The sequence below is a fragment of the Thioclava sp. ES.031 genome, from assembly GCF_002563775.1.
Lineage (GTDB): Bacteria > Pseudomonadota > Alphaproteobacteria > Rhodobacterales > Rhodobacteraceae > Thioclava.
Genome location: NZ_PDJO01000001.1, coordinates 2209830 through 2236502 on the forward strand (window position 1 = coordinate 2209830; position 26673 = coordinate 2236502).

The following is a 26673-nucleotide window of genomic DNA, read 5'->3' on the forward strand; positions in this document are numbered from 1 at the left end:
ATTTTCGCTAGAAAAACAAGCCCTACCCGGTGCGCGAACATTCCGCGCAGGAAGGCGCGATGCGGGGTCCGTTCAACCAAATTCATCATCGCGTGAGGTGAGGTGGTCGCGCCCCCGTGACTGCACCATCCTTAGCGTTCGCGAACATAAGGCCCCGCGCCACATGGTCGTGATCGTCCCTGAGCGGGGGTCGGAGCGCCCGACATCTGCACATATCTGAATGTTTGGGAACCGGTCACTCCGCCGTGCATTGTTCGTGAAAGAGACGTGAAAACAAACCGACCAACCGGGCTAAAGGGAGAATGGAACAGTGACGAGCATCCACGCGTCGCACCGGCTCGGCCCGGGTCAAGTCTGACACCGGAGCCAGCCTATGCAAATCACCGAAACGCTCGGCCTGCTGCTCGCGCTCAGCTTCGTCATCTCGCTTCTCGCGTTGACGATCCTGATCTGGGCGATCGCGAACAAGCAGGTCCACACGCCAGACGCCGATGACGCGCGGACCATTTTCGAGCCCGGCGAGGGCGCGGATATCGACTATCCCGACAAGCCCCACCATTTCGACACCGCCCGCAGCGGCATCGACGCGAATTCCTCCAGCGTCGTGATGTGGCTCATCGCGGCGGCGGTGTTCTGGCTGATCTACGGCTCGCTGCACGGGCTGGCCGCCTCGCTCGAACTCCACCTGCCCGACCTGATGTCGGGGACCGCGCAGATGACCTTCGGGCGGATGCGCACGGTCCACCTGAACTCGGTCGCCTATGGCTGGGCGAGCCAGGGCGGGCTGGCGGCGGTCTGCTGGATCATCCCGCGCATCTTCCGCACCAACCTGCGTATGACGGGCCTGCTGAAACTCGGCATCGTGCTGTGGAATATCGGTCTCGCGGCGGGCGTTCTGGCCATCGCGAACGGCTGGACCGACGGTCTCGAATGGCTCGAGATCCCGTGGCAGATCGACATCATCCTCGCCGCCGGCGCGGCGTGCTTCGTGGCCCCGCTGATCGCGACCGCGAAGAACCGTAACGTCCATCACATCTATGTCTCGGGCTGGTATTTCCTCGCGGGCGTGCTGTGGTTCCCGGTGCTCTTCATCGTCGCCAACATCCCCGGCGTCCATCACGGCGTCGAGCAGGCCACGATGAACTGGTGGTATGCGCATAACGTGCTGGGCCTGTGGCTGACGCCGCTGGGCGTGGGCACGGCCTATTACTTCATCCCGAAAATCATCGGCAAACCGGTCTATTCCTACGCGCTGTCGCTGGTGGGCTTCTGGGCGCTGGCGCTGTTCTACAGCCAGGTCGGCATCCACCACCTGATCGGCGGCCCCGTCCCCACCTGGCTGGTGACGCTTTCGGTCGTGCATTCGGTGATGATGTTCGTTCCCGTCATCGCGGTGGCGATCAACCAGCACGTCACGGTGGCGAGCAACCTCTGGGCGCTCAAGGAGTCGATGCCGCTGCGCTTCATCTCCTTCGGGGCGGTGATGTACACGCTGGCCTCGTTCCAGGGATCGATCGAGGCGCTGCGCTCGGTCAACACGATCACCCACTTCACCCATTACACGGTGGCGCACGCGCATCTGGGCGCCTATGCCTTCGTGTCGCTGGTGCTGATGGGCGCGATCTACCAGATCGTGCCGCGCGCGACGGGCAAATACTGGCCCTTCCCGCGCATGATCGCATGGCATTTCTGGCTGAACGTGATCGGCTTTGCCGTCTACTTCTTCTCGCTGACCATCGGCGGCATCCTGCAGGGCCTCGCCCAGCTCGATGCGACCAAGCCCTTCGCCGACAGCGTGATCCTGCTCAAGCCCTATCTCGAAGGCCGTTCGCTCGGCGGCGGGCTGATGACGCTGGGCCACGTGCTGCTGGCGATCAACCTCATCGCGATCGGCTTCGCCAAGAAGACCCGTGAGACCGAAACCGAAAACATGGTGGCTGCAGAATGAACCGCTATCTTCCTCTCGCAATCACGGCGCTGGCGATCCTTGCGCTCGCGACCCTGTTCCTGGTGATCGCGCCGGGCATGCAGATCAGCGCGCAAGGCCCGTCGCAGGGGCTCAAACCCTACACCGAGGCCGAGGCGCGCGGACGTGCCGTCTATGTCTCGATGGGCTGCCTTTACTGCCACTCGCAGCAGCCGCGCTCGCTGGCGCAGGCCCCCGATGCCGAACGTGGCTGGGGCCGCGCCTCGGTCGCGGGCGATTATGCCTATGACGACCCCCACCAGCTGGGCACGATGCGCACCGGGCCGGACCTGATGGATATCGGCGACCGCCTGCCCTCGCAGGCCTGGCAGCTGACCCACCTCTACCAGCCCCGCGCCATCGCGAGCTGGTCGATCATGCCCGCCTATCCCTACCTCTTCGAGCATAAGGACAAGGCCGGGCCCGACGATGTGGTGGTCAAGCTGCCCGCGCAATACGCGCCGAAATCCGGTGTGATCGTGGCCAAGCAGGATGCGCTCGACCTCGTGACCTATCTGCAGGGCATGAAGCGCCAATACGCCCCGCCGAAGGACGGTCTGCGCGACAACGGCTACGCGCTGATCGCCGAAAAGCAACGCGACGCGACCGATGCCACCACGGCCTCGAACTGAGACCAGGGAGACAACAATGACCGATAAGAAACCCGATCCCCGGCGTCCCGACGAAACCTTCGAGCCGTTCGAGGAAACCCGCCGCATCCCGTGGCCCGTCTATTCGATCGCGATCGCCCTCGCGATCTGGGGGGTGATCATGCTGGTCCAGACCAGCACCGCCGTTCAGGTTGCCGACAAGACGCAAGAAGAGGTGGCCAAGGAGGATAGCACCAAACTCGCGCAGGCCGCCGCACCCGATCTGGACGCGGGCAAGACGCTGTTTGCCGACAATTGCGCCACCTGCCACGGCGATGCGGGCGAAGGCGTGGCCGGCGCCTTCCCTCCGCTGCACGGCTCGGATGTCGTGAAGCTGGGCGGCGCGAAAGCCGTGACCCATATCGTGATGCGCGGCATCGGCGGCAAGCTCAACGTCAATGGCGACGGCTATGAGGGCCAGATGCCCGCCTTCGGCTCGGTTCTCAGCGACACCGAGATTTCCGAAATCGCATCCTACGTCGCGACCGGGCTCAATGACGACGCCAAGACGATCAGCGCCCCCGAGGTGGCCGATATCCGCAAGGTCGCCGGTGACAAGGACCCGTTCGATGGCGGGGCCGGGCTCGCCGGGCTGATCAACGACCTGCCCGCGCAGCCGAACTCCGAAGCGGCCGATCAGGGCTCCGATTCCGAGCGCGTCGCGCAGCTTGTGGGCAAAGGCACCGACACCGTCTGGGCCTGCGCAAGCTGTCACGGCGACAAGGGCGAAGGCATCGAGACCGTGCCGCGTCTGGCGGGCCTTCCGGCGCCCTATCTGGCCAAGCAGCTGCATGACTTCCAGAAAGGCACCCGGTTCAACGACTCGATGGCCTATGTCGCCAAGGGTCTCAGCGATCGCGAGATCGGCGAGCTCGCCAATTACTACGCGAGCATGAGCAGCCCGTCGGGCGCGAAACCGTCGCTGCAGGGCGATCTCAAGCGCGGCGCGCAGCTCGCCAAACAGGGCGATTGGTCGATCGGCGTTCCGGCCTGCTTCACCTGTCACGGGCCCTCGGGCGTCGGCGTCGCGCCGAACTTCCCCGGGATCGTCGCCCAACAGCCCAGCTATGTCGCGCATCAGCTCGCGATGTGGGCGGGCGGCGCGCGCCATAACTCGCCGCTCGGCCTGATGGCGGGGATCGGCAAGGCCCTGAACGACGCGGATCGCCGCGCCGTGGCCGACTACCTCGCCTCGCTCGCCCCGATGCCGGCGATGGACAAAACCGAACTGGCCGCGATGGAAAGCAACATCCCGGTCCGTGAAGGAGTGGATCAATGAGTAACAAGCACCCGTCCGATATCCCTCCGCGCGGAGAGACCAAATCCTCCCGCGGGCAAACCGTGCTGCGGGCGATCCTCGCAGTGGGCGGCGGCCTCGTGCTGGTCGTGCTGGGCTCGCTCCTCGTCGATTTCGGCCTCGCACCCAGCTGGCTGACCGGCGCCACCCGCGACCAGAGCGAAGCCGAGACCGCGGCTGCGCAAAGCGGCGGCGACGGCAAGCAGGCCGCGCTGTTCCAGCCGCCTGCGGAAAGCACCATCCCCGATGACGACTTCGGCAAATCGGTGCGCCGCGGCATGGCGATCTTCAACGATACCGGCACCAACGCGCATGACTTCGTGGGCAACGACCTGTCCTGTTCGAACTGCCACCTCGACGCGGGCCGTCAGGCCTATTCCGCGCCGATGTGGGCCGCCTACCCGGTCTATCCGAAATATCGCGGCAAGAACAAAATGGTGAACACCATGGAGGACCGCATCAAGGGCTGCTTCACCTATTCGATGAACGCACAAGGCTCGCCCTCGGGTGGCCCGCCGCCCTATGGCTCGGATGTCTATCGCGACCTGCAGGCCTATTTCTTCTGGATGTCCAAGGGCCTGCCCACGGGCGAGAAACCGGAAGGCGCAGGCTTCGGCAAGATCGACAAGCCCGCGCAAGACCCCTCGCGCCAGCGCGGCGAAGAGGTCTTCGCCGAGAACTGCGCGGTCTGCCACGGCGCCGACGGTCAGGGCCAGAAGGACATCAATGGCAAGGTCGTCTTCCCGCCGCTCTGGGGGCCGCACAGCTTCAACTGGGGGGCTGGCATGCACAAGGTCGATGCCGCCGCCGCCTTCATCAAGCACAACATGCCGCTGTCGGAGCCGAACAAGCTCAGCGTGCAGGAAGCGTGGGACGTGGCCGCCTTCGTCGACAGCCATCCGCGCCCGAACGACCCGCGCCAGATCGGCAACGTGACGGTGAAGGACGCCTTCGACAAATGGCACCACAAGCATCAGGGCTACTACGGCAAGGAAGTCGATGGTGAGCTGATGGGTCCGGGCTACCCGTCCGGCGATCAGGCCTCCGTGCCCGCGCAAAACGAAAACTCGGGCGGCTAAGCCTTTCCCTTAGACGACCCGAACGGGCCGGCGCAGCGATGCGCCGGCCCTTTTTTGCGCCCCACTCCCCCCTCCGCGCGCTTGCCTTTGGCGGCCTGCGCTGCAATATGTCTGGTGGAACATATCGAAGGAGGCCTCATGTCCCTGCCCCGCATCCTCGCCCTCGCGCTGATCCCGGCGAGCCTCGCGCTGCCCGCCCGCGCCGAGGACGTCACGATCTTTGCCGCTGCCTCGATGAAGACCGCGCTCGATCAGGTAGCGAAAGCATGGGAGGAAAAGACCGGCGATGTGGCGCATATCTCCTACGCGGGCTCGGGCGCGCTGGCCCGTCAGATCGCCGCCGGGGCGCCTGCGGACATCTACATCTCCGCCAATCCGGGCTGGATGGAGACGGTCGCGAAGACGGGCCGGATCGAGACGCAAGAGGACCTTCTGGCCAACCACCTCGTGCTGATCGCCCATGACCCGAAGGCCGCGCCGGTGACGATCTCCCCCGATCTGGATTTCGATAAGCTTTTGAATGGCGGCAAGCTCGCGATGTCGCTGGTGAGCGCGGTGCCCGCGGGGCAATACGGCAAGGCGGCGCTAGAGCACTACGGGCTCTGGGCCAAGGTCGAACCCGAAGTCGCGCAGGCCGATAACGTGCGCGCGACACTGGCAATGGTGGCCCTTGGCGCCGCCCCCTACGGCATCACCTACGCGACCGACGCCGTGGCCGAGCCGCGCGTGCATGTCGTGGCGACCTTCCCCGCGGACAGCCACCCGCCGATCCGCTACCCCGCCGCCCGCCTCACCGAGAGCGACGCGGCCAAAAGCTTCTATGCCGAGCTGAAATCGGACGCGGCGGCAAAAATCTTCCACGACCAAGGCTTCGAGACGCTGAAATGAGCTGGCTGTCGCCCTCTGACTGGCAAGCGGTTGTCCTGTCGCTGAAAGTAGCGGGCTGGGCGACGGCTCTCTCGCTGCCGCCGGGCCTGTTCGTGGCCTATGCGCTGGCGCGTTGGCGTTTTCCCGGGCGCAGCCTCGTCAACGGGCTGGTGCATCTGCCGCTGATCCTGCCGCCTGTCGTCACCGGCTACCTGCTGCTGATCGGCTTCGCGCCGAACGGGGTGATCGGGGCGGCGCTGGCGAAGATCGGGATCACGGTCGCCTTTTCGTGGCGCGGGGCGGCGCTGGCCGCCGGGATCATGGCCTTTCCGCTGATGGTGCGCGCGATCCGGCTCGCGATCGAGGCGGTGGACCCGAAGCTGGAACAGGCGGCCTCCACCCTCGGGGCATCGCGCATCGCCAGTTTCGCAACGATCACCCTGCCCTTGATCCTTCCCGGCATCCTTGCCGGAAGCATCACCGCCTTCGCCAAGGCGATGGGCGAATTCGGCGCGACGATCACCTTCGTGTCGAACATTCCCGGCCAGACCCAGACCCTGCCGCTCGCGATCTATTCGCAATTGCAGGTGCCCGGCGGCGAGGCGGATGCCGCGCGGCTGGTGGTGATCTCGGTCACGCTGGCGCTTGGCGCGCTGTTGGTCTCGGAATGGCTGGCGCGACGAATCGCGGCGCGGATCGCGGGGCAGACCTGATGCTGGAAATCTCGCTCAGCCATCGCCTGCCCGCGCTCGATCTGGACGTCGATTTCACCGCGCCCGAAGGCGTCACCGCGCTGTTTGGCCCCTCCGGCGCGGGCAAGACGACGGTGGTGAACGCAGTCGCGGGGTTGTTGCGTCCCGACCGGGGGCGGATCGTGGTGAATGGCGAGGTGCTGCTCGAGACCGAGGCCGGGATCTGCCTGCCGCCCCATAAGCGGCGCATCGGGTATGTTTTTCAGGACGCGCGGCTGTTCCCCCATCTGAGCGTCAAATCGAACCTGCTTTACGGTCAGCGCTTCAACAAAACCAAGACCGCGCCGGAGTTCGACCGGATCATCGAGATGCTCGGCCTCGGCGCGCTGCTGGAGCGTCGTCCCGCCGCGCTCTCGGGGGGTGAAAAAAGCCGCGTCGCCTTGGGACGCGCGATCCTGTCGAACCCGCGCATGCTGCTGATGGACGAGCCGCTGGCCGCGCTGGATGCCGCACGGAAGGCGGAAATTCTTCAATATATCGAGCGGTTACGCGACGAAGTTAAACTGCCCATCCTCTATGTCAGCCACGCCCCCGCCGAGGTCGCGCGGCTTGCGACCTCGATCGCGCTGATCGAGACCGGACGCCTGCGCGGCTTCGGCCCGGCGCGCGAAATCCTGTCCGACCCGACGCTCGCCCCCGCCCTCGGGCAGCGCGAAGCGGGCGCGGTGATCTCGGGTCGCGTTCAGTCGCAGGAGGCCGATGGGCTGGCCCGGATCGAGACCGCTGGCGGGCCGGTGCTGCTGCCCTATCCGGCAGGCCAGCCCGGCCAGTCGCTGCGGCTGCGCATCCATGCGGGCGACGTGACACTGGCGGTGGGTCGCCCCGAGGGGCTGTCCGCGCTCAACATCCTGCCCGTGACGGTCGCGGAGCTGCGCCCCGCGGATCCGCCCAGCGTCTATGTCCGCCTGAAGATGGGCGACGAACACCTGCTGGCCCGGCTCACCACCCGCTCGGTCGAGGCACTTCGCCTGACCGAGGGGATGGCCTGCCACGCGATCATCAAGGCGATGTCGGTGGCCTCCGAAGATGTGGGCTAGCGGGGTTTACCCCGCCAGCAGCGCCGCGTTACCGCCCGCCGCGGTGGTGTCGACGCACAGATGCCGCTCGTGGAGGACATCGGCCTTCTGCACCGCGCCGGTGGTCAGCGTCAGGATCGGCCCTTCGCGCTTCGCCAGTGCTTTCACGAGGGCGCGGGTATCGTGGCCCCACCAGATTACGCCCGCGATATCCTCAAGCGTTTCAAGCACTTCCGGGGCGATCTTGCCATCGGCCCCGACGGCCACGCCGCCCAGCTTCTCGACCGCCTTGATCTGCGCGACCTGCGCAGCCTCGCCCGGGCCGAGGCACAGGATCGGTCCGCGCGGATAGCGGCGCAGCGTGTTCGCCTCGCCCGTCGGCCCCGGCAGCTCGAGCGCTTCGAGCGGCTCGCTCGCCTCGGCCTTCGCCGCCGCTTTCGCAAGCTTCTTGCGCAGCGCATCGAGATCGGCCTTGTGGCCCCATTCGCCATTCTTCGACGACGCCTCGGGCGCCATCGCGAAGCGCGTGAGATACAGCGGACCGCCCGCTTTCGGCCCCGTGCCCGACAGCCCCTCGCCGCCGAAGGGCTGCGAGCCCACGACCGCGCCGATCTGGTTGCGGTTGACGTAGAGATTACCGACATGCAGCGCGTCCGAGACCTCCTGCACGCGGTTGTCGATCCGGCTGTGCAAGCCCGCCGTCAGCCCGTAGCCGGTGGCGTTGATCGCGGCGAAGACCTTCTCGATATCCTCGGCGCGATAGGTCGCGATATGCAGAACCGGGCCGAAGACCTCACGCTCCAGCGCCTCGACGCCGGAGACTTTCACCAGCGTCGGCGCGATGAAATGCCCCTTGGACGGCGCGTCGAGCTTGTGCAGCACGCGGCCCTCTTTCTCGGCAGTCGCGATATAGGCGGCGATATCGGCCTGCGCCTCGTCATCGATCACCGGGCCGACATCGGTCGACAGATACCACGGATCTCCCAGCGACAGCTCGTCCATCGCGCCCTTGATCATCGAGATCAGCCCCTCGGCCACGTCTTCCTGCACATAGAGGCAGCGCAGCGCCGAGCAGCGTTGACCCGCCGACTGGAAAGCCGAGGCGATGATGTCGCGCGTCGCCTGTTCGGGCAGCGCGGTCGAGTCCACGATCATCGCGTTCAGACCACCGGTCTCCGCGATCAGCGGCGCGGTCGGGTCGAGATTGTCGGCCATCGACCGGCGGATCATCTTCGCCGTCTCCGTCGAGCCGGTGAAGGCGATGCCCGCGATCTTCGGGTTGGACGACAGGGCCGCGCCCACCGTCTCGCCCCGCCCCGGCAGCAGTTGCAGCACGTCGCGCGGCACGCCCGCCTCATGCATCAGGCGCACAGCGATGGCGGCGACGAGCGGCGTCTGCTCGGCCGGTTTCGCGATCACGCCATTGCCCGCAGCCAGCGCGGCCGAGATCTGCCCGGTGAAGATCGCCAGCGGGAAGTTCCACGGGCTGATCGCCGCGAAGATGCCGCGTGCGGTCGGGTCGCTCTCTTCGGCCTGCGCCGAGTAGTAATGCAGGAAGTCGACCGCCTCGCGCAATTCGCCCACGGCGTCGAGCTGGCTCTTGCCCGCCTCTTTCGCGAGCACGGCGAAGAAGGGCCCGAAGTTTTCCTCGTAAAGCTCCGCCACGCGGCGCAGAACGGCGGCGCGCTCGAAGACCGGGGCCTGCCAGGGGCGCGCGGCGTCGATGGCAGCCGCGACACAGGCCTCGTCGGCCTCGGTGACGCGGGCCACCTCTTCACCCGTCGAGGGGTTGATGACGGCCACGGCCTGCCCCGTCGCCTCGCCCGCCACCAGCGGGCCCGCATCCGGGATCGCCACATTGCGGGCGGCGTCGATACGCGCCAGCGTGCCCTCATCGGTCAGATCGAAACCCATGGAATTCTCGCGGGACTCGGCGAACACTTCCGAGGGGAGCTTGAGCATCGCCGAACGCTCGGCATTCGCAAGCTGCACGAACGGGTCTTCCGCGATGGTCTCGGGCGCCACGTCCTCATCGACGATCTGGTGCACGAAGGAAGAGTTCGCGCCGTTCTCCAGCAGGCGACGCACCAGATAGGCCAGCAGGTCGCGATGCGCGCCGACGGGGGCGTAGATGCGGCAGCGGGTGCCTTCTTCGCGGTGGACGATCTCGTGCAGACGCTCGCCCATGCCGTGCAGGCGCTGGAACTCGTAGGGACGGCCCTCGGCCATCTCGAGGATCGCCGCGACCGAATGAGCGTTATGGGTGGCGAATTGCGGATAGATGCGGTCGGTATAGCTGAACAGCTTGCGCGCATTGGCAAGGTAGCTGACATCGGTCGCAGCCTTCGTGGTGAACAGCGGGAAGTCCGGCAGGCCTTCGACCTGCGCCAGCTTCATCTCGGTGTCCCAATAGGCGCCCTTCACCAGACGCACCATGATCTTGCGGTCGAGCTTTTCGGCCAGTGCGCCCAGCCAGTCGATCACGAGGCTCGCGCGCTTGCCGTAAGCCTGCACGACCACGCCGAACCCGTCCCAGCCGGCCAGCTCGGGGTCCGACAGAACCTCCTTGATGATCTTGAGTGAGATCACCAGACGGTCCTGCTCTTCGGCGTCGATATTGAGGCCCATATTCCCGGCCTTCGCGGCCTTCGCCAGATCCTTGAGCACTGGCACGATCTCGGCCATGGCGCGCTCTTCCTTGGCGACCTCGTAGCGCGGATGCAGCGCCGAGAGCTTTACCGAGATGCCGGGATTTTCGGCCACGGGACGGTCCTTGCAGACCTTCGCGATAGCGGCGATGGCGTCGGCATAATCCTTCGCGTAGCGCTTGGCGTCGCGCGCGGTGCGGGCGGCCTCGCCCAGCATGTCGTAACTGTAGGTATAGCCGCGATCTTCGAGCTTCTTGGCGCGGCTCAGCGCGTTCTCGATGGTCTCGCCGAGGACGAACTGGCGGCCCATCTCCTTCATCGCGCGGCTGACGGCGGCGCGGATCACCGGCTCGCCCAGACGGCGCACAGCCCCGCGCAGCACGCCAGCCATGCCGGGCTTTTCGTCTTCGAGCACGCGGCCCGTCAGCATCAGCGCCCAGGTCGAGGCGTTGACCATCGACGACGAGGCCGTGCCCATATGCTTGCCCCAGTCGGACGGTGCGATCTTGTCTTCGATCAGCGCGTCGATGGTCTCGGCATCGGGCACGCGCAGCATCGCCTCGGCCAGACACATCAGAGCGACGCCTTCCTGCGTGGACAGGCCGTATTCCGCGAGGAAGTGCTCCATCAGCGTCGGTTTGGCTTCGGTCCGGATGCGGCGCACAAGCTTCGCCGCGCGGGCAGAGATCTGCGTGCGATCACTCTCGCTCAGTTCGGCTTGGCCCTTCAGGCGCTCGAGAACTGCGGCTTCATCGGCGAATTTCGCCTGCGTCGTGAACTGATCGAACGTGTCGCCCATGCGATCCTCCCTAAATCTGATTGGCTGATGCTATTCGATTTCCTCTAGGCGATTGGCTCAAAGATTTGCTAAGCGATGGTCTCTATGACTTATTTTAGGAGACTACGCAGCCTATGAGTGAAGAGATCGATGCGATCGACAGGCGAATCCTCAACGAGCTTATCGCCGATGCTCGCCTCCCCGTGGCTGAGATAGCGCGCAGGGTCGGCTTGTCGAAGACGCCGGTGGCCGCGCGCATCCGTCAGATGGAGGAAACCGGGCTCATCAAGGGCTACCGGGCGATGATCTCGCCGATCAAGCTGGGGCTGACCCATGTCACCTATATCGAGCTGAAATTGAGCGATACGCGCGAGACGGCGCTGAAGGCGTTCAACGCCGCAGTGCGCGCGATCCCCGAGGTCGAAGAGTGCTACATGATCGCGGGCGGCTTCGATTATCTGGTGAAGATCCGCGCCCGCGACATGGCCGATTACCGGCGGATCATGTCGGAGGATCTGTCCACCCTGCCCCATGTCCATTCGTCGTCGAGCTATGTCGCGATGGAGACCGTTGTGGAAGCGAGTGCTCCGCCGCTGGAGTGAGGGCAACGCAGGGCCGCGCCCGACCGCCGGGCGGGCGTCCCTCGCATGTGGTCTGCACTTTATCGCGGCCAAATCCGGATGACCTCGACCCGCGCGCTTAGGTCCGCCAAGCGCCCGCCCGAGGGGGCGGACGGGCGCTGCCCGGGCCGCTTCGCGGCTGTTCCGGGCAGAGGCTCCACTTGGCGCGGGGCGACCAGCCCCGGGCCGCGCCCGTCCGGCCTTCGCGATGCTCAGGCGTTCGCCGGGGCGTCCTTCCACTGGAAGGCCGCTTTCTCCCGGCTCACCCCTCCCCACGGGAGGGCGCATTGGCGATGTCAGCGCGGGCCCACGCGTCATTCGGGCTTCCGAGATAAAGCACCCAGCCACACACGCATCAAAGCGCCCGCCCGAGGCTCGGGCGCGTCCCTCAGCGCAATACAAAAAAGGCGGCAGGTCGCCCCGCCGCCCCTCGATCCGATCAGGCCGAACTCACTCGCCCTGTTTCTTGATCCGACCGCCGAGCTTGGGCGCAACCGTGCCCTTGCCCTTGATATAGGTCATCACGTCATTGGCCATCAGGTTGCCGTTGCCCGCGTTCACGATGATCTTGCCACCGCCAAGCGCGGTATAGCCGTCGCCGCCGCCCAGCATGTAATCGTTGGTCGCGACCTTGTAGACCTTGTTGATGTCGAGCGGCTGACCGCCCACCTCGACCGAGACCACGCGCGAGCCCGCAGGCGCGCTCGGATCATAGACCACGCTCATGCCCGAGACTTGCGGGAAGCGGCCGGCCCCCTTCTCGACCTGGCTGAAGCCGTTCTCCAGCGCGCTCACGATCTGCGAGCCGGGGATCTCGGTCACCACCGTCTTGTTGCCGAAGGGCAGCTCGGTCAGCACGTCCTTGCGGGTGATCTTGTGGCCCGCATCATAGGTCGTGTCGCCCCGGATGCCGCCGCCATTGATCAGCGTGACGTCCGCCTTGGTCGCATCGCGCAGCGCATCGGCGATCAGATCGCCCATCGTGCTCTCCTGCGAGCGCACGACATTGCGCCGCGAGTCCATCTCGGTCTCCGACGTACCGATCTGCTGGCCGAGATTGTCGTCGAGCTGCTTCTTGAACCCGTTGACCAGCTTCATCGATTCCGGGTCCGGCGTGACATTCGCGGTGTCGATCCAGCGGAAATTCGGGGTCCAGCTGATCTTGCGCTTGCCGTCCTTCTCGGAGATGTCGACGGTCAGATCGAGCGGCTGCAGATAACGCGCGTCGATCGAGGTCTCCACGTAAGCCGTGATCCCGTCATAGAACATCGCGTTGAGGTGGTCGTCGCCCGACATGATCACGTCGAAATCCTGGCTCGCGATCAGCTTGCGGTCGTTCGACTGGTCGGTCTGCACGACGCCGATCACCAGATCAGCGCCGTCCTCGCGGGCCTTCTTGGCGGCCGCGATTGCCGTGTCGACGGTGGGCTGGAATTTCAGATCGCCCGAATTGGCGACTTCGGGCGTGGTGTCCTGGGCCACCGGCACCAGCGCGACCTTGAGCCCTGCGATCTCCTTCATCATCACGCCGCCCAAGCCCTGAATGGGCGAGCCATCGGCCTGGGTGATGTTGATCGCGGCCCACGGATATTTCGAGCCTTCCATCTTCTTCTCGAAATTCTCCGGCCCGAAATCGAACTCATGGTTGCCCGGCACCGCGATGTCGAAGGGCACGATATTGGTCAGGTCGATCGTGTTCTGACCTTCGTCGATCCCCGACAGAAGCGAGGGCGAGAGCATGTCGCCATCGAAGACATAGAGCGTGTTGGGATTGTCCGCGCGCTCTTTCTTGGCGACCGCGTTGAGCCGCGCGAAACCGCCACGCTCACCATCGCCGTCGAAATTGTAAATATCGCCGACCCCGAGGATCGTGAGCTTCACCGTCTCGGCCTGAATAGGCCCGGCGGCCAGAAGCCCGGTCGAGGCGGCGCCCAGCATGAGGGCAGCCAGACGGCGCTTGAAATCGGACATTTCGGTCTCCCTGCGGAATAACTTTTCATAAACCCGAGCGGCCGCAGTTACCGGCGCGCTGGGGCGTGGGAGGAAGATTAGCCGCACTCCGCCACGGCGCAAACCGATAGAAGGATGACCTTGCGTTCTCGTGAAGGGCGGTGCCTGTTTTCGCGTCACTTCGCGGGCGGCGGAAGAGTGGGCGGCGGAAGATCGCGGAGGCGACCTGCCGCCCCCGTCAGACCAAGCGCGGTCAGACCAAGGTGCCCGCCATGCGGGCGAACAACGCATGCGCCTCTGCCTCGTCGATCAGGTCGACCGTGAATTGCGCGAAGGTCAGGCCGGTCTCGGGCGCGCTTGCGAACATGATCCGCACATCGTCGCCCGCCTCCGTGATCGAGTCGAGCTGGCCGCCGAATACGGTGGTGTAATTTCCGGCGAACCCGGCCATCAAATTCTCCAGCGCCTTGGCGCAGGCCACGATCTCGTCCGACGATCCTTTGACGGGCCGCAAGATCCGGTCACTCGGGCCGATCCGCCCGGCAAGCTGCAGCCCTTCGGGCAGCTCGATGCCCAGCCTGAGCCGCGTCGTTGCCAGAAGCAGCGCGCTCTCCTGCTTGGTCTCGATCTCGGCTTCGGTTTCGGGCATTTCGGACCCGGTGACATTCGGCCCCGGCTCGCGAACAGGCTCACGCTCCGCGTCGCGGCCCGGCTTGGACGAACGCGTGACCCGTCGCGGCGACACTTCAGGCGTGCGGTCGACAGGCCGCGGGTCGGGCCGAAACTCGGGCTCGGCCCCGGGGGGCGCGACGGGCGCGCCGGAATTTGCAGGTTGCGACGCGCGCTTGCGGACGCTGCGCGCGCGGAACGGCAGGACCGCGCCCCCATGTTCGGAGAGCAGCGGCGAAGGCGCGTCATGGGTGCCGATCGCCAGATCCGCCTCGGTCTCGGGATCGAGCGAGTCGAGCCCCACCACCGCGCGCCCCGTCATCGCCCCGAGCGCCGCGATCAGCGCCGCACCGCCGCTGCGCTGGAAGGCCTCATCCGAGGTCTCGGCCTCGCGCAGGAGATCGCGCGCCCCGTGCAGGAAGGCGACCCGCGAGAAATAGGCCGCCGACTCGCGCTGCACCCGCGCTTTCAGCTTTGCCCGGTCGGTATCGTTGCGCAGCTTGTCGCCGCGCGAAATCGCGAGCAGGCAATCCGACGGGCGCGCCGGCCCCAGCCGCTCGATCATCGTCTTTTCGGTCAGCCGCCATGCCTGCGAGGCGATCGTCACCCAGATCATCACGTCGCAGGTCGCGATCAGGCCGATCTGCTCTTCGTTCACGTCTTCGGGGCGGCTCAGCGGCACTTCGACGAATTCGAACCCCTGCAGATGCGGCTGCGCGGAATAGACGTAAATCTCGGAGGGCACGGCCCAGCCTTCTTCGACCTCCGCCGCGTCGATCTCGCGCCCCGTCGCATCGCGCATCACCACGCCCGGCGTCGCGCGGTACCGCGCGACGACCGTAGGGCGCTCGGTCCGGCCCAGATTGTCGCCGATGCTGCGCGCGCGCAAAATCGCGTTGAGCACGGTGGACTTGCCGGAATTGACCTCGCCGCAGATCGCCACCCGCAGGGGCGCGCGATGCGGATCGGGCGGCGCGTCCTCGCGGCTGATCTCTTGCTTGAACATCATTGGCCCCTTCGCCCTCACGCGGCGCGCGTCGCGGGTTTGCGCCGCGGCATCATGGTGCTGCTGACGGCGCTCTCGATCGCCCCGAGATTGATCAGACGCCGTTCGAGCACTTCCAGCTTGCTCTGGATCCGGGACGCCAGGCGGCTTTGCATCTGCGGATCACGGGCCAGCCGTTCCAACTCGGCCCGCTCCTGCTTGAGCTGCAAGGTCCGCTCGCGCACGATCATCTCCATCATCCGCACCATCACCCGCAGCCGCGACCCGCCTGCGCTGGCGCGTTCCACCAGCGCCTCGCCATAGGCTTGCAGGATCTTCTCCACCGCCGGGCGCAGCTCTTCCGCCGCCACGATCCGCAACCCGTCGAGGGTCTTCTCGATATTCACGGTCGGACCGCGCCAGAAGGCCCAGCCCCGCTCCAGCGCGAAGTTGATGCGCAGCGCGCGCCGGGTCAGCGTCAGCGTCGAGGTGAACGTGTCATGCGGCATATCCGACAGGTCGATCTCTTCGCTGGGATCGTCGAACCGGTCCGCGACCGTGGTGCGGCAGGCATGGATCGCATTGTCGAGCAGCACGTCGATCGCCGCACGCGAGCGGGCGTAGCTTTTCGTCACCTCGCGTTCGAGCGCGATCTGCAGCGCGGTCGTGTCGGTCTCGAAACTGCGCGGCGGACGACCGTCGCGGATCCGGTTGGTGCGCAGGACATCCTCGAACCGGTCGCGCTGGCTCAGGACGAAATCCTCGATGCTCTTGTTGAGCCGTGTCTCCAGCGCCGACCAGCCGCGGTTGAGCACCGCTTCGATCTGATGCTCGGCGCTCTCGACATGGTTTTCGAGCGCACCGCGCAGCGATTCCGTCGCCGCGATCTCGCCGCTCATTTCCTCGATCGCGGCCTCCGCCACGTCCGAGCGGATGCTCTCGATCTGCATCTGCAGCGTGTCGCGTTCGCGGCGGGCGACGAATTGCATCCCCGACAGCTCCGCGCGCAGATCGCCGCGCAGTTGGGCGAGCTGCTGACGTCCCACCCCGCCGTCGATCACGGCAGAGAGCACATGTTTGACCTCTTCGACGCCCGAGGCCAGCAGCAGCCGGTCGATCGGATCCTCGGGCACACGGCCAAAGCGCGAATACAGGTATTGCGCCAGCTCCATCGAGTCCATCTCGGCGCGCGCCCAGGCGGCTTCCTCGTCGGAGCGCTGGGTGAGGTCGGCGAGATAGGCGCTGCCCGCGACGATCTTGAAATCGATATCGGGGATCGCCGCGCGCAGACGGCGCGACACATCGGCGATCACGCGGGGCACTTCGACCGCGTAATCGTCGAGCTCGTCGATCCGGTTGAGGAAGATCAGCACATCCTTGTCGTCCTGCTTGGCGAGAATGCGGATCAGGGCGAGGTCGACATCGGTCAGCGGCTGATGCGCCGAAAGCACCATGATGAACACGTCCGAGCGGTCGAGCGAGCGGCAGGTGAACTCGTCACGCACGAGGAACGGGTCGTTCACGCCGGGCGTGTCGGTGATGATCGTGGGCACCTGAAATTCGGGCAAGCGCATGTAGATATTGGCGCTTTTCGTGAGCGCCGCATAGCGGCCAAGCGCCTCGCGCTCCAACCCGTCATCCGCGCCGGGCCCCGCGCAGACATAGCGTTGCAGCAGATCGGGGGCGAGGAAGTCGTAATCGTGATGCTGGCCCAGCAGCATCTGGTAATGCTTGCCGAGACGTCGTTGCGCGCGGCGGCGCATCTGCTCGGACTGCTCGCGCAAGATGTCGGTGTCGAACCCCGGCAGCAGCTCTTCGGTCAGCTTGCGGATGCGGGTGCCGCCATTGATGATCTCGTCCCAATCGGCCTCCGAGAAGAACTCGAACCGCGCACCCGTCACCGGGTCTTCGGGCAGGTTGATGCGCATATTGGTCACGACCGAGGTCCACGGATTCACGTCCGAGGGAAGGAAGTCATGCTGGTGCAGGAAGGCGTTGAGGAAGGTCGACTTGCCCGCCTTCACCTGCCCGATCACCGCAACGCGCGCCGCCCAGTCATGCAGCCGCAAGCGCAGATCGCGGATGCGCGGACGGGCACTACGTTCGACGGAGGCCTCGATCCGGTCGAGCGCGCCGTTGAGAAAGTCGAGTTCCTTACGCAGTTGCGGGGCAATCTTCATGGCTTGGTCCTCTTGCTCGCGTAGGCTGGCTCGGATTCGGTCGGGGGCTCGGCGTCCAGCCGATCAAGCAGATGCTCGACATGGGCGAGAACATCCGCGGCATCCGTGAAGGCGTGGCCCGCCGTGAGTTCCTCCCAGAGCGCGCGGGCCGAGCCCGACGCCGGGGCGCGCTCCAGGGGCGGATAGTCGGGCAGCGGCGAGTCGAGGATCAGCGGCTCGGCATCCGTCACATCCGGAAGCTCCGCCCTTTCCGCCTTGACCAGACGCGCCGAGCGCAGACGGCGCGGCTTGACCGGCGTGCGCGGTTTCGGGAAGGCGATCACGTCGCGCTCGCCCACGAATTTCGCGACCGTCTCGTTCGCGGCCCCCGAAGGCTTGTCGATCTGCCCGACCAGCCGCTCGATCTCGCGCGCGATCTGCGCCACGTCCGAGGGCTCGGTCAGCGCGGCCAGACGGATCGTCGGGAAGACCTCCCCCGCCTCGCGCTCGACCCGGCGCATCAGTCGCGCGCGGGTGCGTTCATCAGCCAGACGGTCGCCATGAGTCACCACCAGCATCGGCTGCGCCAGCAGCGCCTCGGGCATCTCGTCCCAGACCGCCTTCTCGCTTTGCCGCCACGCCTGCGTCGCGTTGGTGCACCAGATCACCAGATCGGCATAGCGCAGCATCCGCTGCCAGCTTTCCATCGGCATGTTCGGGTCCGACGAACCGGGCGTGTCGATGATGTCGATCCGATCGAGGATCGGCGCGTTATGGGCGATCACGCAATAGCGCGCCTTCTCCAGATTGAGCTGCGCCAGATCGGCGAGCGGGCGCGCGACCTCTTCCTTGTCGATCCAAAGTTGCGCCCGGTCCCCGCCGCGCACCAGCCAGATCGGCGGCAGCGCGGTCGCGGTGACATGCGAGGGCAGCACTTTCTCGCCCAGCAACCCGTTGATAAGACTGGTCTTCCCGGCGGAGAATTCGCCCGCGACCAGAACCCGCAGCTTGCGCGGTTTCGGAGTGGCCTGCGGGGCTTGCGCTTTCGACAGATCCGGCAAGTCGGGGCGTTCACGTTTGCGCAGCGAGTTCATGCCGAGAGCCTTTCCTTATCGTGACCGGACGCGCCCGACAGGCAGCGCTCGCGCACCGCCTTGCAGAACTGACCCTGATCGAAGGCGAAGCGCTCCACGATCTCGCGGCTGCGCGCGATGGCGGGGTCGAAATATTCGGTCATCAGATCTTCGATCAGAGGCGTGGTTTCCGCGATGATCACCTCGCGATAGCGCGCCTGCGCCGCCCCCTTGCGGTTGAAGCGCCAATAACGACGCCACCATGCGCCCTGCATGTCCAGCGTGATCATCCGCGCCAGCACGGTCGGCGCGCGATGTTGCGGCTGTTCGGGGAAGCGGCTGACATCGGCCTCGCGGATTACGCCGAACTCGGCGGCGAGGAAGCTGTCGATCCCGTCGCTGACCATATCGAGCGCCGATTCCCCCTTGCGCCGCAGCCGCGCGCAATTCGACGCGAAGGCCGTCTTCATCGCCATACGCAGCGCGGTCGGGTCGTGGGTCCACGCGCCGATCTCGCCATAGGTGTCGATATGCGATTGCAGCGCCTCCAGCGCCGAGGCCACGAATTGCTCCTGCGCCCGGTCGAGCCGCTCGCGCAGCTCTGCGCGCAGCCCCGCCGCCTCGTTATTGAAGGCCGACACCGCCTCTTCCTCGATCTCGGCGAGGCGGAGCATCAGTTTGGACTCGCTGAGAATGGTGGACGGATCGGCCACGCGCGCGACGCTATCGACGGTCTCGGCGCGCTCGATGATGCGCTCCAGCTCGTCTTGCACATCGCCCAGCACGGCCTGCCCCGGCCCCTCGACGATGCGCGAGACGACGGCCTGCATCAGCGCGCCGATCCCCGAGGCTTCCATCGCGCGCTGGCGCAGCTCGGTCTCGCTGCTGGGCGTGGTGCCGGTCATCTTCTCCAGCGCGGCGCGGCTGGCGGGCGCCATCTCGCTCACATCGCCCATCGCGCAATTGGCCCAGTAGCCCGAGCCGAACAGGATCTCGATCTCCTCGCCAAGCCCCATGCGGCCCAGCGTCTTGCGGATCGAGTTGCGGATCGCAGCCTGCGCCCCGCGCGGGTCTTCAAGCTCGTCGATGCGGTTGACGAAGATCACCACCTCGCGCGCGTCGATGGCGCAGATGATGCGCAAAAGCGCCAGATCCATCGTGGTCAGCGCCTGATGGGCGGAAAGCACGACGATACAGGCGCGGCTGTCGCCGATCGCGTTGAGCGTAATCTGCTCGCGCATCATGAACGTGTCGTTCACCCCCGGCGTGTCGCGCAGGCACAAGCCTCGCGGCAGATGCGGCAGATCGAGATAGAGATCGGCGGATTTCGTCAGATCGGCATAGGTGCCCTCGATGGCCCCTTCGGCCAGATCGTCGGGATCGCCGTAGCAGATATATTGATCCAGCACCGCCTTATCGAGCGTCGGGAACGCGCGGCTGGTGCCCAGAAGGTCTTCGAACTGTTCGCCAAGCCGCGCCTCGGTCGCATCGCGCATCGCGGTGACCTGTTTGCGCACGCTCTCCGCCTCGGTCTCGAAGCCCGCACGGTTGGCCATCTCGCCCAGACGCCCGCCCGTCGCCACAAGCCGATCCCATTCGTGGCGGTCGAAGAACCGAAACAGCGCGCGCGTGTCCATCGGGCGATGGCGCGCGTTCAGATGCAGCGCCGTGATCACCGAGGTCCACGGGTTCACATCCGAGGGCAGCATCCCCGGCTTGCCGATCAACGCGTTGAGAAGGGTGCTTTTTCCCGCTTTGACCTGACCGATGACGCTGACGGTCGGCTCGAACGCGTCGATCGTCTCCAGAACGCTGTCGAGCTGATCCTCGACAAAACCGAGATCGGCGTCCGAGACGTCCTTTACGGCCTGTTCGAGCTGATCGAGCGTCTCCCAGTAAGAATTGAGCGCCTCGAAACCACGGCGATGCCAATCAAAGATGGAATTCGCTTCATACACGAGGGAGCTCTCCTTTTCCGCAGGGGCGATGCGGATTTTTGGGTGACACACGGTCCGGCACGCCCATGCCGCCCGAGACCACCAATGTTACAGGGACGGCGCGCGCCCCCTTCTTGGCGACGCACCGGCTGGGTCGGTTCGTGCTTAAAGTTCTCTTGCCCAGTCATGTCCGAAATGCGGCAGAAATTATGGCAGACCGACCATAATTGCCGTTTTCGGCGCAGTTAGCCCTCCCGGCTACGATGTGAAAATGCGTTTGTTCTCTTTGCTTTGCTGGGGATTCTGCAATTGCGTGACGCTGGGGAAGTCTCGTTTCGGCCCTATTTCCTTGGTTCTTCACGAATTTGTGAGTGTTTCCGGCTGCATTGATATCACGGGCGTTTCGATGGGATTGTTTACAACTCTGGCGTGTAATGCGCCCTGTCATCAAAGCTTCACTTGATCCGACTCTCTTATTTCGTAAAACCTCGAAATATGGATCAGATGACACCTCAGCGGCTCACCGTGCTGGGCCATGCGCAACGCCTTGCGATCTTCCGGCTCCTGATGCGCCGGTATCCCGACCGGCTGCCCGCAGGCGAGATCGGCGCGGCGCTGGAGCTGAAACCCTCGACGCTCTCGGCCTATCTCGCAGCGCTGAGCGAGGTCGGACTGATCGGTCAGACGCGGGCGGGCACTTCGCTGCGCTACGGGATCGAGATGGAGACTGTGCGCTCCCTCTTCGATGCGCTGCTGATCGACTGCTGTCAGGGCCGCCCCGATATCTGCTCCCCTCTCGCGCAGCCCGACCCAAGCGGAGACCCTACGATGACGCGATCTGCGGCGGGCCGGAAATTCAACGTGCTTTTCATCTGCACCGGAAATTCGGCGCGCTCCATCCTCGCCGAGACGATCCTGCGAGACCGCGCGGGCGATCGGTTCAACGCCTATTCGGCGGGCACGAAACCCTATTCCGAGCTGAACCCTTTCGCGGTGCAGGTGCTGCGCGACAAGGGCCATGATGTCACCCCCCTGCGGGCGAAGAACATCTCCGAGTTTCAGGGAGAGGACGCGCCCCCGCTCGATTTCGTCTTCACCGTCTGCGACCTCGCCGCGAACGAGGAATGCCCGCCCTGGCCGGGCCAACCGATCAGCGGCCATTGGGGGATGGCGGACCCGGTGAAGGCCACCGGCACCGAGGCCGAGCGCGCGCTGGCCTTCCAGCAAGCCTATGGCGCGCTTCACCGCCGGATCGAGGCCTTCGCCGCCCTGCCACTTACAACGCTCGACCGCATCGCGCTGCAATCCGCCGTCGATGACATCGGCCGCAACTAAAGGACTGACCATGACCACCTACGCCCTCAATGGCCTCGGCCGCATCGGGAAACTCGCCTTGAAGCCGCTTCTGGCACGCGGCGCGAAGATCGCATGGATCAACGACGCGGTGGGCGATGCGGCGATGCAGGCGCATCTGCTGGAATTCGACTCCGTTCATGGCCGCTGGGACGCGGAGTTCGCGAGCGACGAGAGCAGCGTCACCATCGACGGCACCCGCCTGCCCTTCATCGGCACGCGAAACATCGAAGACCTGCCGCTCGACGGCGTCGACGTGGTGATCGACTGCACCGGAGTCTTCAAATCCGAATCTGCACTCGCCCCCTATTTCGCGGCGGGCGTGAAGAAGGTCGTGGTCTCGGCCCCGGTGAAAGACGGCCCGACCGCGAATATCGTCTATGGCGTGAACAATGACGCCTATGACCCGGCTGCGCATAGCATCGTGACGGCGGCCAGCTGCACCACCAACTGCCTCGCCCCGGTGGTGAAGGTCATCCACGAGAACCTGCGGATCAAACACGGTGCGATCACCACGATCCATGACGTGACCAACACCCAGACCATCGTGGACCGCCCCGCCAAGGACCTGCGCCGCGCGCGTTCTGCGCTCAATTCGCTGATCCCGACCACGACCGGCTCGGCCACCGCGATCACGCTGATCTATCCCGAGCTGAAGGGGCGCTTGAACGGCCATGCGGTGCGCGTGCCGCTGCTCAATGCCTCGCTCACCGATTGCGTCTTCGAGGTCGAACGCGAAACGACCGCCGAAGAGGTCAACGCGCTGTTCAAATCCGCCGCTGAGGGCGATCTGACCGGCATCCTCGGCTACGAGACGCGCCCGCTCGTGTCCTCGGATTACACCAACGACATCCGCTCCTCGATCATCGACGCGCCCTCGACGATGGTGGTGAACGGCACGCAGGTGAAGGTCTATGCGTGGTATGACAACGAGATGGGCTATGCCTACCGGCTGGCCGATGTCGCGCTGATGGTGGGGGCGTCGCTGTGAGCGAGAGCCCCGCCAGCCGCCCCGAGGGTTTCTCCGCCTATATCGCGGTGACGGCGGCCTATTGGGCCTTCATGCTCACCGATGGCGCGCTGCGGATGCTGGTGCTGCTGCATTTCCACACGCTGGGATTCTCGCCGGTGCAGCTGGCTTATCTGTTCATCCTGTATGAAGTGGCGGGGATGGTGACGAACCTCTCGGCAGGCTGGATCGCGGCGCGGTTCGGGCTGGTCTCGACGCTCTATGCGGGGCTGTCGCTGCAGGTCGTGGCGCTGATCGCGCTGGCGCAGCTGAACCCGTCCTGGGCGATCGGGGCCTCGGTGGCCTATGTGATGGTGGTACAGGGCCTCAGCGGGGTTGCGAAAGACCTTGCGAAAATGTCCTCGAAATCGGCGGTGAAGCTGCTGGCGCCCACCGGCAAGGGCGGGCTGTTCAAATGGGTCGCGGTGCTGACCGGGTCGAAGAACGCGGTGAAGGGCGTGGGCTTCCTGCTGGGAGCGGCGCTGCTGGCCGCGCTCGGGTTCGATTACGCGGTGGTCGCGATGGCGGTGGTGCTGGCGCTGATCCTCGCCGCGATCGTCGTGGCGATGCCGCCGGGCCTGCCGCGCGGGCGCAAAGGCGCGAAATTCTCCGAAGTCTTCTCGAAATCGGCCAATGTGAACTGGCTGTCAGCGGCGCGGGTCTTCCTGTTCGGTGCGCGCGACGTCTGGTTCGTCGTCGGCATCCCGATCTATTTCTACGCGGTGCTGTCGGACGGCACACATGCAGGCGACCGCGCGGCCTTCTTCCTCGTGGGCACCTTCATGGCGCTCTGGATCATCCTTTACGGCGCGGTGCAGGCCGCCGCCCCGCGCATTCTGAACGCCAAGTCCCGCCCCGAGGGCGCGCTGATCGGGGCCGCGCGGCACTGGGCGCTGGCGCTGCTTGCCGTGCCTGCCCTTCTCAGCGCCGCCGTGCTGATCGACCCGACGCCGTCGCTGTGGCTCAGCTCCGTGCTGGTCGTGGGCCTGCTGGCCTTCGGCGCGATCTTCGCGGTGAATTCCTCGCTCCACTCTTATCTCATCCTCGCCTTCACGCAGGCCGAGCGGGTGACGATGGATGTGGGCTTCTACTACATGGCCAATGCGGGCGGGCGGCTGATCGGCACGCTGCTGTCGGGGCTGAGTTACCAGATGGGCGGGCTGCCCGCCGTGATGATCACCGCGACGGTGATGGTGGGTTTGAGCGCGCTCGCGGCGGGGCGGCTTGCGCCCGAGACATCCCTCACGAGCCCGTGAGCAGAGATGGACATTCCGCCCCGTCCACGCTTTGGTAGCGCGCGGAGGAGAGCGGCCCCCGCGCCGCTTGCAGAATGGGAGGAAAGCCGGTGCTGTCACGCGGCAAGGATTACGCGGCCACGCGGGCTGCGTTTCGATGGGACATACCCGAACGCTACAATATCGGCGTCGACACATGCGACAAATGGGCGGAGCGCGAGCCTGACCGCGTCGCGCTGATCGAGGTCGAAGAGGATGGCTACGGCGCGGTGCGCGAGACCACCTTTGGCGCGTTGCGCGAGGCGTCCAACCGCTTCGCCAATGTGCTGGCCGGACTGGGCGTGGGCGGCGATGGGCGTGAGACCGGCGACCGGGTGGCGATCTTGCTGCCGCAACGCCGCGAGACCGCCATCGCCCATATCGCGGCCTTCAAGGCGGGCTGCGTCTCGCTACCGCTGTTTACCTTGTTCGGCCCCGAGGCGCTGCTCCACCGGCTGCGCGACAGCGGCGCGCGGGTGCTGGTGACCGATCCGGCGAGCTATGAGGTGATCGCCGCGATCCGCTCCGAATTGCCCGATCTGCAGACCGTCTTCGTCACCGATGACGGTGGGACCGGCGCGGACGGCGTGGCCGATTTCAATGCGGCCCTCGCCGCGGCCTCGCCCGAATTCACCCCCGTCGATACCAGCGCCGAGACCCCCGGCGTGCTGATCTACACCTCGGGCACCACAGGCAATCCGAAGGGTGCGCTTCATGCCCACCGGGTGCTGCTGGGCCACCTGCCCGGCGTCGAGATGAGCCATGATTTCCTGCCGCAGGAGGGCGACCGTATCTGGACGCCCGCCGATTGGGCGTGGATCGGCGGGCTCTTGGACGTGCTGCTGCCTGCGCTGCATCACGGCGTGCCGGTCGTGGCCTGCCGTTTCCGCAAGTTCTCCGCCAAAGCTGCCGCCGATCTGATCCGGCGGCTAAGCGTGCGCAACGCCTTCCTGCCGCCCACCGCGCTGAAGATGATGAAGGCCGATCCCGAGAGCCTGACGTGGAACCTCGATATGCGCTCGGTCGCCTCGGGGGGCGAGCCTCTGGGCGCGCAGCTCCTCGACTGGGGGCGCAAGGCGCTTGGCGTCACGATCAACGAATTCTACGGCCAGACCGAATGCAACATGGTGGTGTCGTCCGCCGCGAGCCTCGAGGCGCCCGAACCCGGCGCGATGGGCTGGCCGGTGCCGGGCCATGAGGTCGCGATCATCGACAGCCAGACAGGTCAGGTTCTGCCCGATGGCGAGGAAGGCGCGATTGCGGTGCGCGCGCCCGACCCGGTGATGTTTCTGGGCTATTTCAACCAGCCCGACGCGACCGAGGCGAAATTCGTGACCGGCCTCGACGGGCGCTGGCTGCTGACCGGCGACCGGGGCATCACCGGCGACGGTGGGCGGCTGCGCTTCAAGGGGCGCGACGACGATATCATCTCGACCGGCGGCTACCGTGTCGGCCCCGCCGAGATCGAGGATTGCCTGATCTCGCACCCGGCGGTGCAGATGGCGGGCGTCGTGGGCCAGCCCGATCCGCTGCGCGGCGAGATCGTCGCGGCCTTCGTCACGCTCTGCCCCGGCCATGCCGACACCGAGGCGCTGCGCGACGACCTTGCCGCCCATGTCCGCGCGCGGCTCGCGAAATACGAATATCCCCGCGCGATCTACGTGATCGACGACATGCCCGTGACCACCACCGGCAAGATCATCCGCAACGCGCTACGCGCCCGCCTACCCAAGGAGCCCGCCCTATGAGCCCCGTCCTGTTCGAGACCCGCGGCAATATCGCGATCATCACCCTCAACCGCCCCGAGCGGCGCAACGCGATCAATGCCGAGGCCGGCCACGCCCTGGCCGAGGCGGTGGCCCGTCTGGAAGCGGATGACGCGCTGCAGATCGGCATCCTGCGCGGCGAAGGCGCAGTGTTCTGCGCAGGGATGGACCTCGCCGCTTTCACCGAAGGTAAGGTCGAGGAGTTACTATTTGCTGAAGGCGGTTTCGGCGGCCTGACGGAATCCCACCGCACGAAACCGATCATCGCCGCCTGCCACGGCGCCGCGCTCGCAGGCGGGTTCGAACTCGCCCTGGGCTGCGACATGATCGTGGCCGAAGACGGCTGCCGCTTCGGCCTGCCCGAGGTGCTGCGCGGGCTGGTGGCGGGTGCCGGTGGCGCGCTGCGGCTGGCAAGCCTCATCCCCCCGGCGCGCGCCCGCGAGTTGCTCCTGACGGGGCGGCTGTTCGACACGGCGGAAGCATGGGACCTGGGCCTGATCGCCCGGCGCGCCGAGGCCGGGCAAGCGTTCGAGGCGGCACTGGCACTGGCCGAGGAGGTCGCGAAGAACGCGCCCTTGGCCCTGCGCGAGACCCTGCGCCTGTCGCGCGAGATCGAGCGTCGTGCGGTCGACCCGCTTTGGGCGGAGAACGCACGGACCTTGAAAGCCGTGATGGCGAGCGAAGACGCCGCCGAAGGCGCCCGCGCCTTCCTCGAGAAACGCGCGCCGGAGTGGTCCGGGAGATAAGGGCCGCGCCCGAGCCTTGGGGTGAGCCGCGTCTCGGAAGGCTTCCTGTGGAAGGCTTCAGCGGCGAACGCGCCGCGCG

At 66.1% G+C, this 26673-nt stretch carries 19 protein-coding genes; 13 read left to right on the forward strand and 6 right to left on the reverse strand.

What is annotated here, in order from left to right; genetic code table 11:
* Positions 1 to 373 precede the first annotated feature (373 nt).
* The 7 genes from AXZ77_RS10625 (at position 374) to modC (ending at position 7648) form a co-directional block, all read left to right on the forward strand.
* Positions 374 to 1948 (forward strand): cbb3-type cytochrome c oxidase subunit I, encoded by a 1575-nt coding sequence (locus AXZ77_RS10625; protein WP_232621603.1) that lies wholly within the window; start codon positions 374 to 376, stop codon positions 1946 to 1948.
* Positions 1945 to 2598, forward strand: a complete 654-nt coding sequence (locus AXZ77_RS10630; RefSeq protein ID WP_078540647.1) for a cbb3-type cytochrome c oxidase subunit II — start codon at positions 1945 to 1947, stop codon at positions 2596 to 2598. Before AXZ77_RS10625 ends, AXZ77_RS10630 begins: the two co-directional genes overlap by 4 nt.
* 16 nt (positions 2599 to 2614) lie before the next feature.
* Complete coding sequence (locus tag AXZ77_RS10635; protein ID WP_176536013.1) at positions 2615 to 3895, forward strand: c-type cytochrome; 1281 nt, start codon at positions 2615 to 2617, stop codon at positions 3893 to 3895.
* Positions 3892 to 4992, forward strand: coding sequence for a c-type cytochrome (locus tag AXZ77_RS10640; protein WP_098411131.1), 1101 nt, complete (start codon positions 3892 to 3894; stop codon positions 4990 to 4992). The genes AXZ77_RS10635 and AXZ77_RS10640 overlap by 4 nt, the downstream gene beginning before the upstream one ends.
* A gap of 138 nt (positions 4993 to 5130) precedes the next feature.
* Entirely contained in the window at positions 5131 to 5880 is a 750-nt protein-coding gene (modA, locus tag AXZ77_RS10645; RefSeq protein WP_098411132.1) for a molybdate ABC transporter substrate-binding protein, read from the forward strand.
* Positions 5877 to 6572: a molybdate ABC transporter permease subunit gene (gene modB, locus AXZ77_RS10650; protein WP_098411133.1), complete on the forward strand. Its 696-nt coding sequence runs from the start codon at positions 5877 to 5879 to the stop codon at positions 6570 to 6572. Before modA ends, modB begins: the two co-directional genes overlap by 4 nt.
* Complete coding sequence (gene modC, locus AXZ77_RS10655) at positions 6572 to 7648, forward strand: molybdenum ABC transporter ATP-binding protein (RefSeq protein WP_098412516.1); 1077 nt, start codon at positions 6572 to 6574, stop codon at positions 7646 to 7648. Before modB ends, modC begins: the two co-directional genes overlap by 1 nt.
* A 6-nt stretch (positions 7649 to 7654) precedes the next feature.
* Here modC and putA read toward each other — a convergent pair whose 3' ends face one another.
* Complete coding sequence (putA, locus tag AXZ77_RS10660; RefSeq protein ID WP_098411134.1) at positions 7655 to 11074, reverse strand: bifunctional proline dehydrogenase/L-glutamate gamma-semialdehyde dehydrogenase PutA; 3420 nt, start codon at positions 11072 to 11074, stop codon at positions 7655 to 7657.
* Positions 11075 to 11187: 113 nt separating this feature from the next.
* Between putA and AXZ77_RS10665 the strand changes: the two genes are divergently transcribed.
* Positions 11188 to 11655 (forward strand): Lrp/AsnC family transcriptional regulator, encoded by a 468-nt coding sequence (locus tag AXZ77_RS10665; protein ID WP_098411135.1) that lies wholly within the window; start codon positions 11188 to 11190, stop codon positions 11653 to 11655.
* Positions 11656 to 12123: 468 nt separating this feature from the next.
* Here AXZ77_RS10665 and AXZ77_RS10670 read toward each other — a convergent pair whose 3' ends face one another.
* From AXZ77_RS10670 to AXZ77_RS10690, 5 genes are all read right to left on the reverse strand, one after another.
* Positions 12124 to 13644, reverse strand: a complete 1521-nt coding sequence (locus AXZ77_RS10670; protein ID WP_176536014.1) for a bifunctional UDP-sugar hydrolase/5'-nucleotidase — start codon at positions 13642 to 13644, stop codon at positions 12124 to 12126.
* A 232-nt stretch (positions 13645 to 13876) separates the two neighbouring features.
* Complete coding sequence (locus tag AXZ77_RS10675; protein ID WP_098411137.1) at positions 13877 to 15301, reverse strand: GTPase; 1425 nt, start codon at positions 15299 to 15301, stop codon at positions 13877 to 13879.
* A 14-nt stretch (positions 15302 to 15315) separates the two neighbouring features.
* Entirely contained in the window at positions 15316 to 17457 is a 2142-nt protein-coding gene (locus tag AXZ77_RS10680) for a dynamin family protein (protein WP_078540636.1), read from the reverse strand.
* Positions 17454 to 18530 carry a dynamin family protein gene (locus tag AXZ77_RS10685; protein ID WP_098411138.1) on the reverse strand — a complete coding sequence of 359 codons (1077 nt, stop codon included), beginning with the start codon at positions 18528 to 18530 and terminating at the stop codon, positions 17454 to 17456. Before AXZ77_RS10685 ends, AXZ77_RS10680 begins: the two co-directional genes overlap by 4 nt.
* A complete protein-coding gene (locus AXZ77_RS10690; RefSeq protein WP_176536015.1) occupies positions 18527 to 20467 on the reverse strand; it encodes a dynamin family protein in 1941 nt (646 codons plus the stop codon). The genes AXZ77_RS10685 and AXZ77_RS10690 overlap by 4 nt, the downstream gene beginning before the upstream one ends.
* A gap of 474 nt (positions 20468 to 20941) precedes the next feature.
* On the opposite strand from AXZ77_RS10690, the gene AXZ77_RS10695 reads away from it, so the two are divergent.
* The 5 genes from AXZ77_RS10695 to AXZ77_RS10715 all read left to right on the forward strand — a co-directional run bounded on the left by AXZ77_RS10695 (position 20942) and on the right by AXZ77_RS10715 (position 26594).
* On the forward strand, positions 20942 to 21781 hold the full coding sequence (locus AXZ77_RS10695; protein ID WP_098411140.1) for a helix-turn-helix domain-containing protein: 840 nt from the start codon (positions 20942 to 20944) through the stop codon (positions 21779 to 21781).
* A gap of 10 nt (positions 21782 to 21791) precedes the next feature.
* Positions 21792 to 22790, forward strand: coding sequence for an ArsJ-associated glyceraldehyde-3-phosphate dehydrogenase (locus AXZ77_RS10700; protein WP_098411141.1), 999 nt, complete (start codon positions 21792 to 21794; stop codon positions 22788 to 22790).
* Positions 22787 to 24064, forward strand: coding sequence for an organoarsenical effux MFS transporter ArsJ (gene arsJ, locus AXZ77_RS10705; RefSeq protein WP_098411142.1), 1278 nt, complete (start codon positions 22787 to 22789; stop codon positions 24062 to 24064). The genes AXZ77_RS10700 and arsJ overlap by 4 nt, the downstream gene beginning before the upstream one ends.
* An 89-nt stretch (positions 24065 to 24153) precedes the next feature.
* Positions 24154 to 25830 carry an AMP-binding protein gene (locus tag AXZ77_RS10710; protein WP_255266472.1) on the forward strand — a complete coding sequence of 559 codons (1677 nt, stop codon included), beginning with the start codon at positions 24154 to 24156 and terminating at the stop codon, positions 25828 to 25830.
* The gene (locus tag AXZ77_RS10715) at positions 25827 to 26594 is read left to right on the forward strand and encodes a crotonase/enoyl-CoA hydratase family protein (RefSeq protein WP_098411144.1); all 768 of its coding nucleotides are present in this window, start codon (positions 25827 to 25829) and stop codon (positions 26592 to 26594) included. Before AXZ77_RS10710 ends, AXZ77_RS10715 begins: the two co-directional genes overlap by 4 nt.
* The last annotated feature ends 79 nt before the right edge of the window (positions 26595 to 26673 follow it).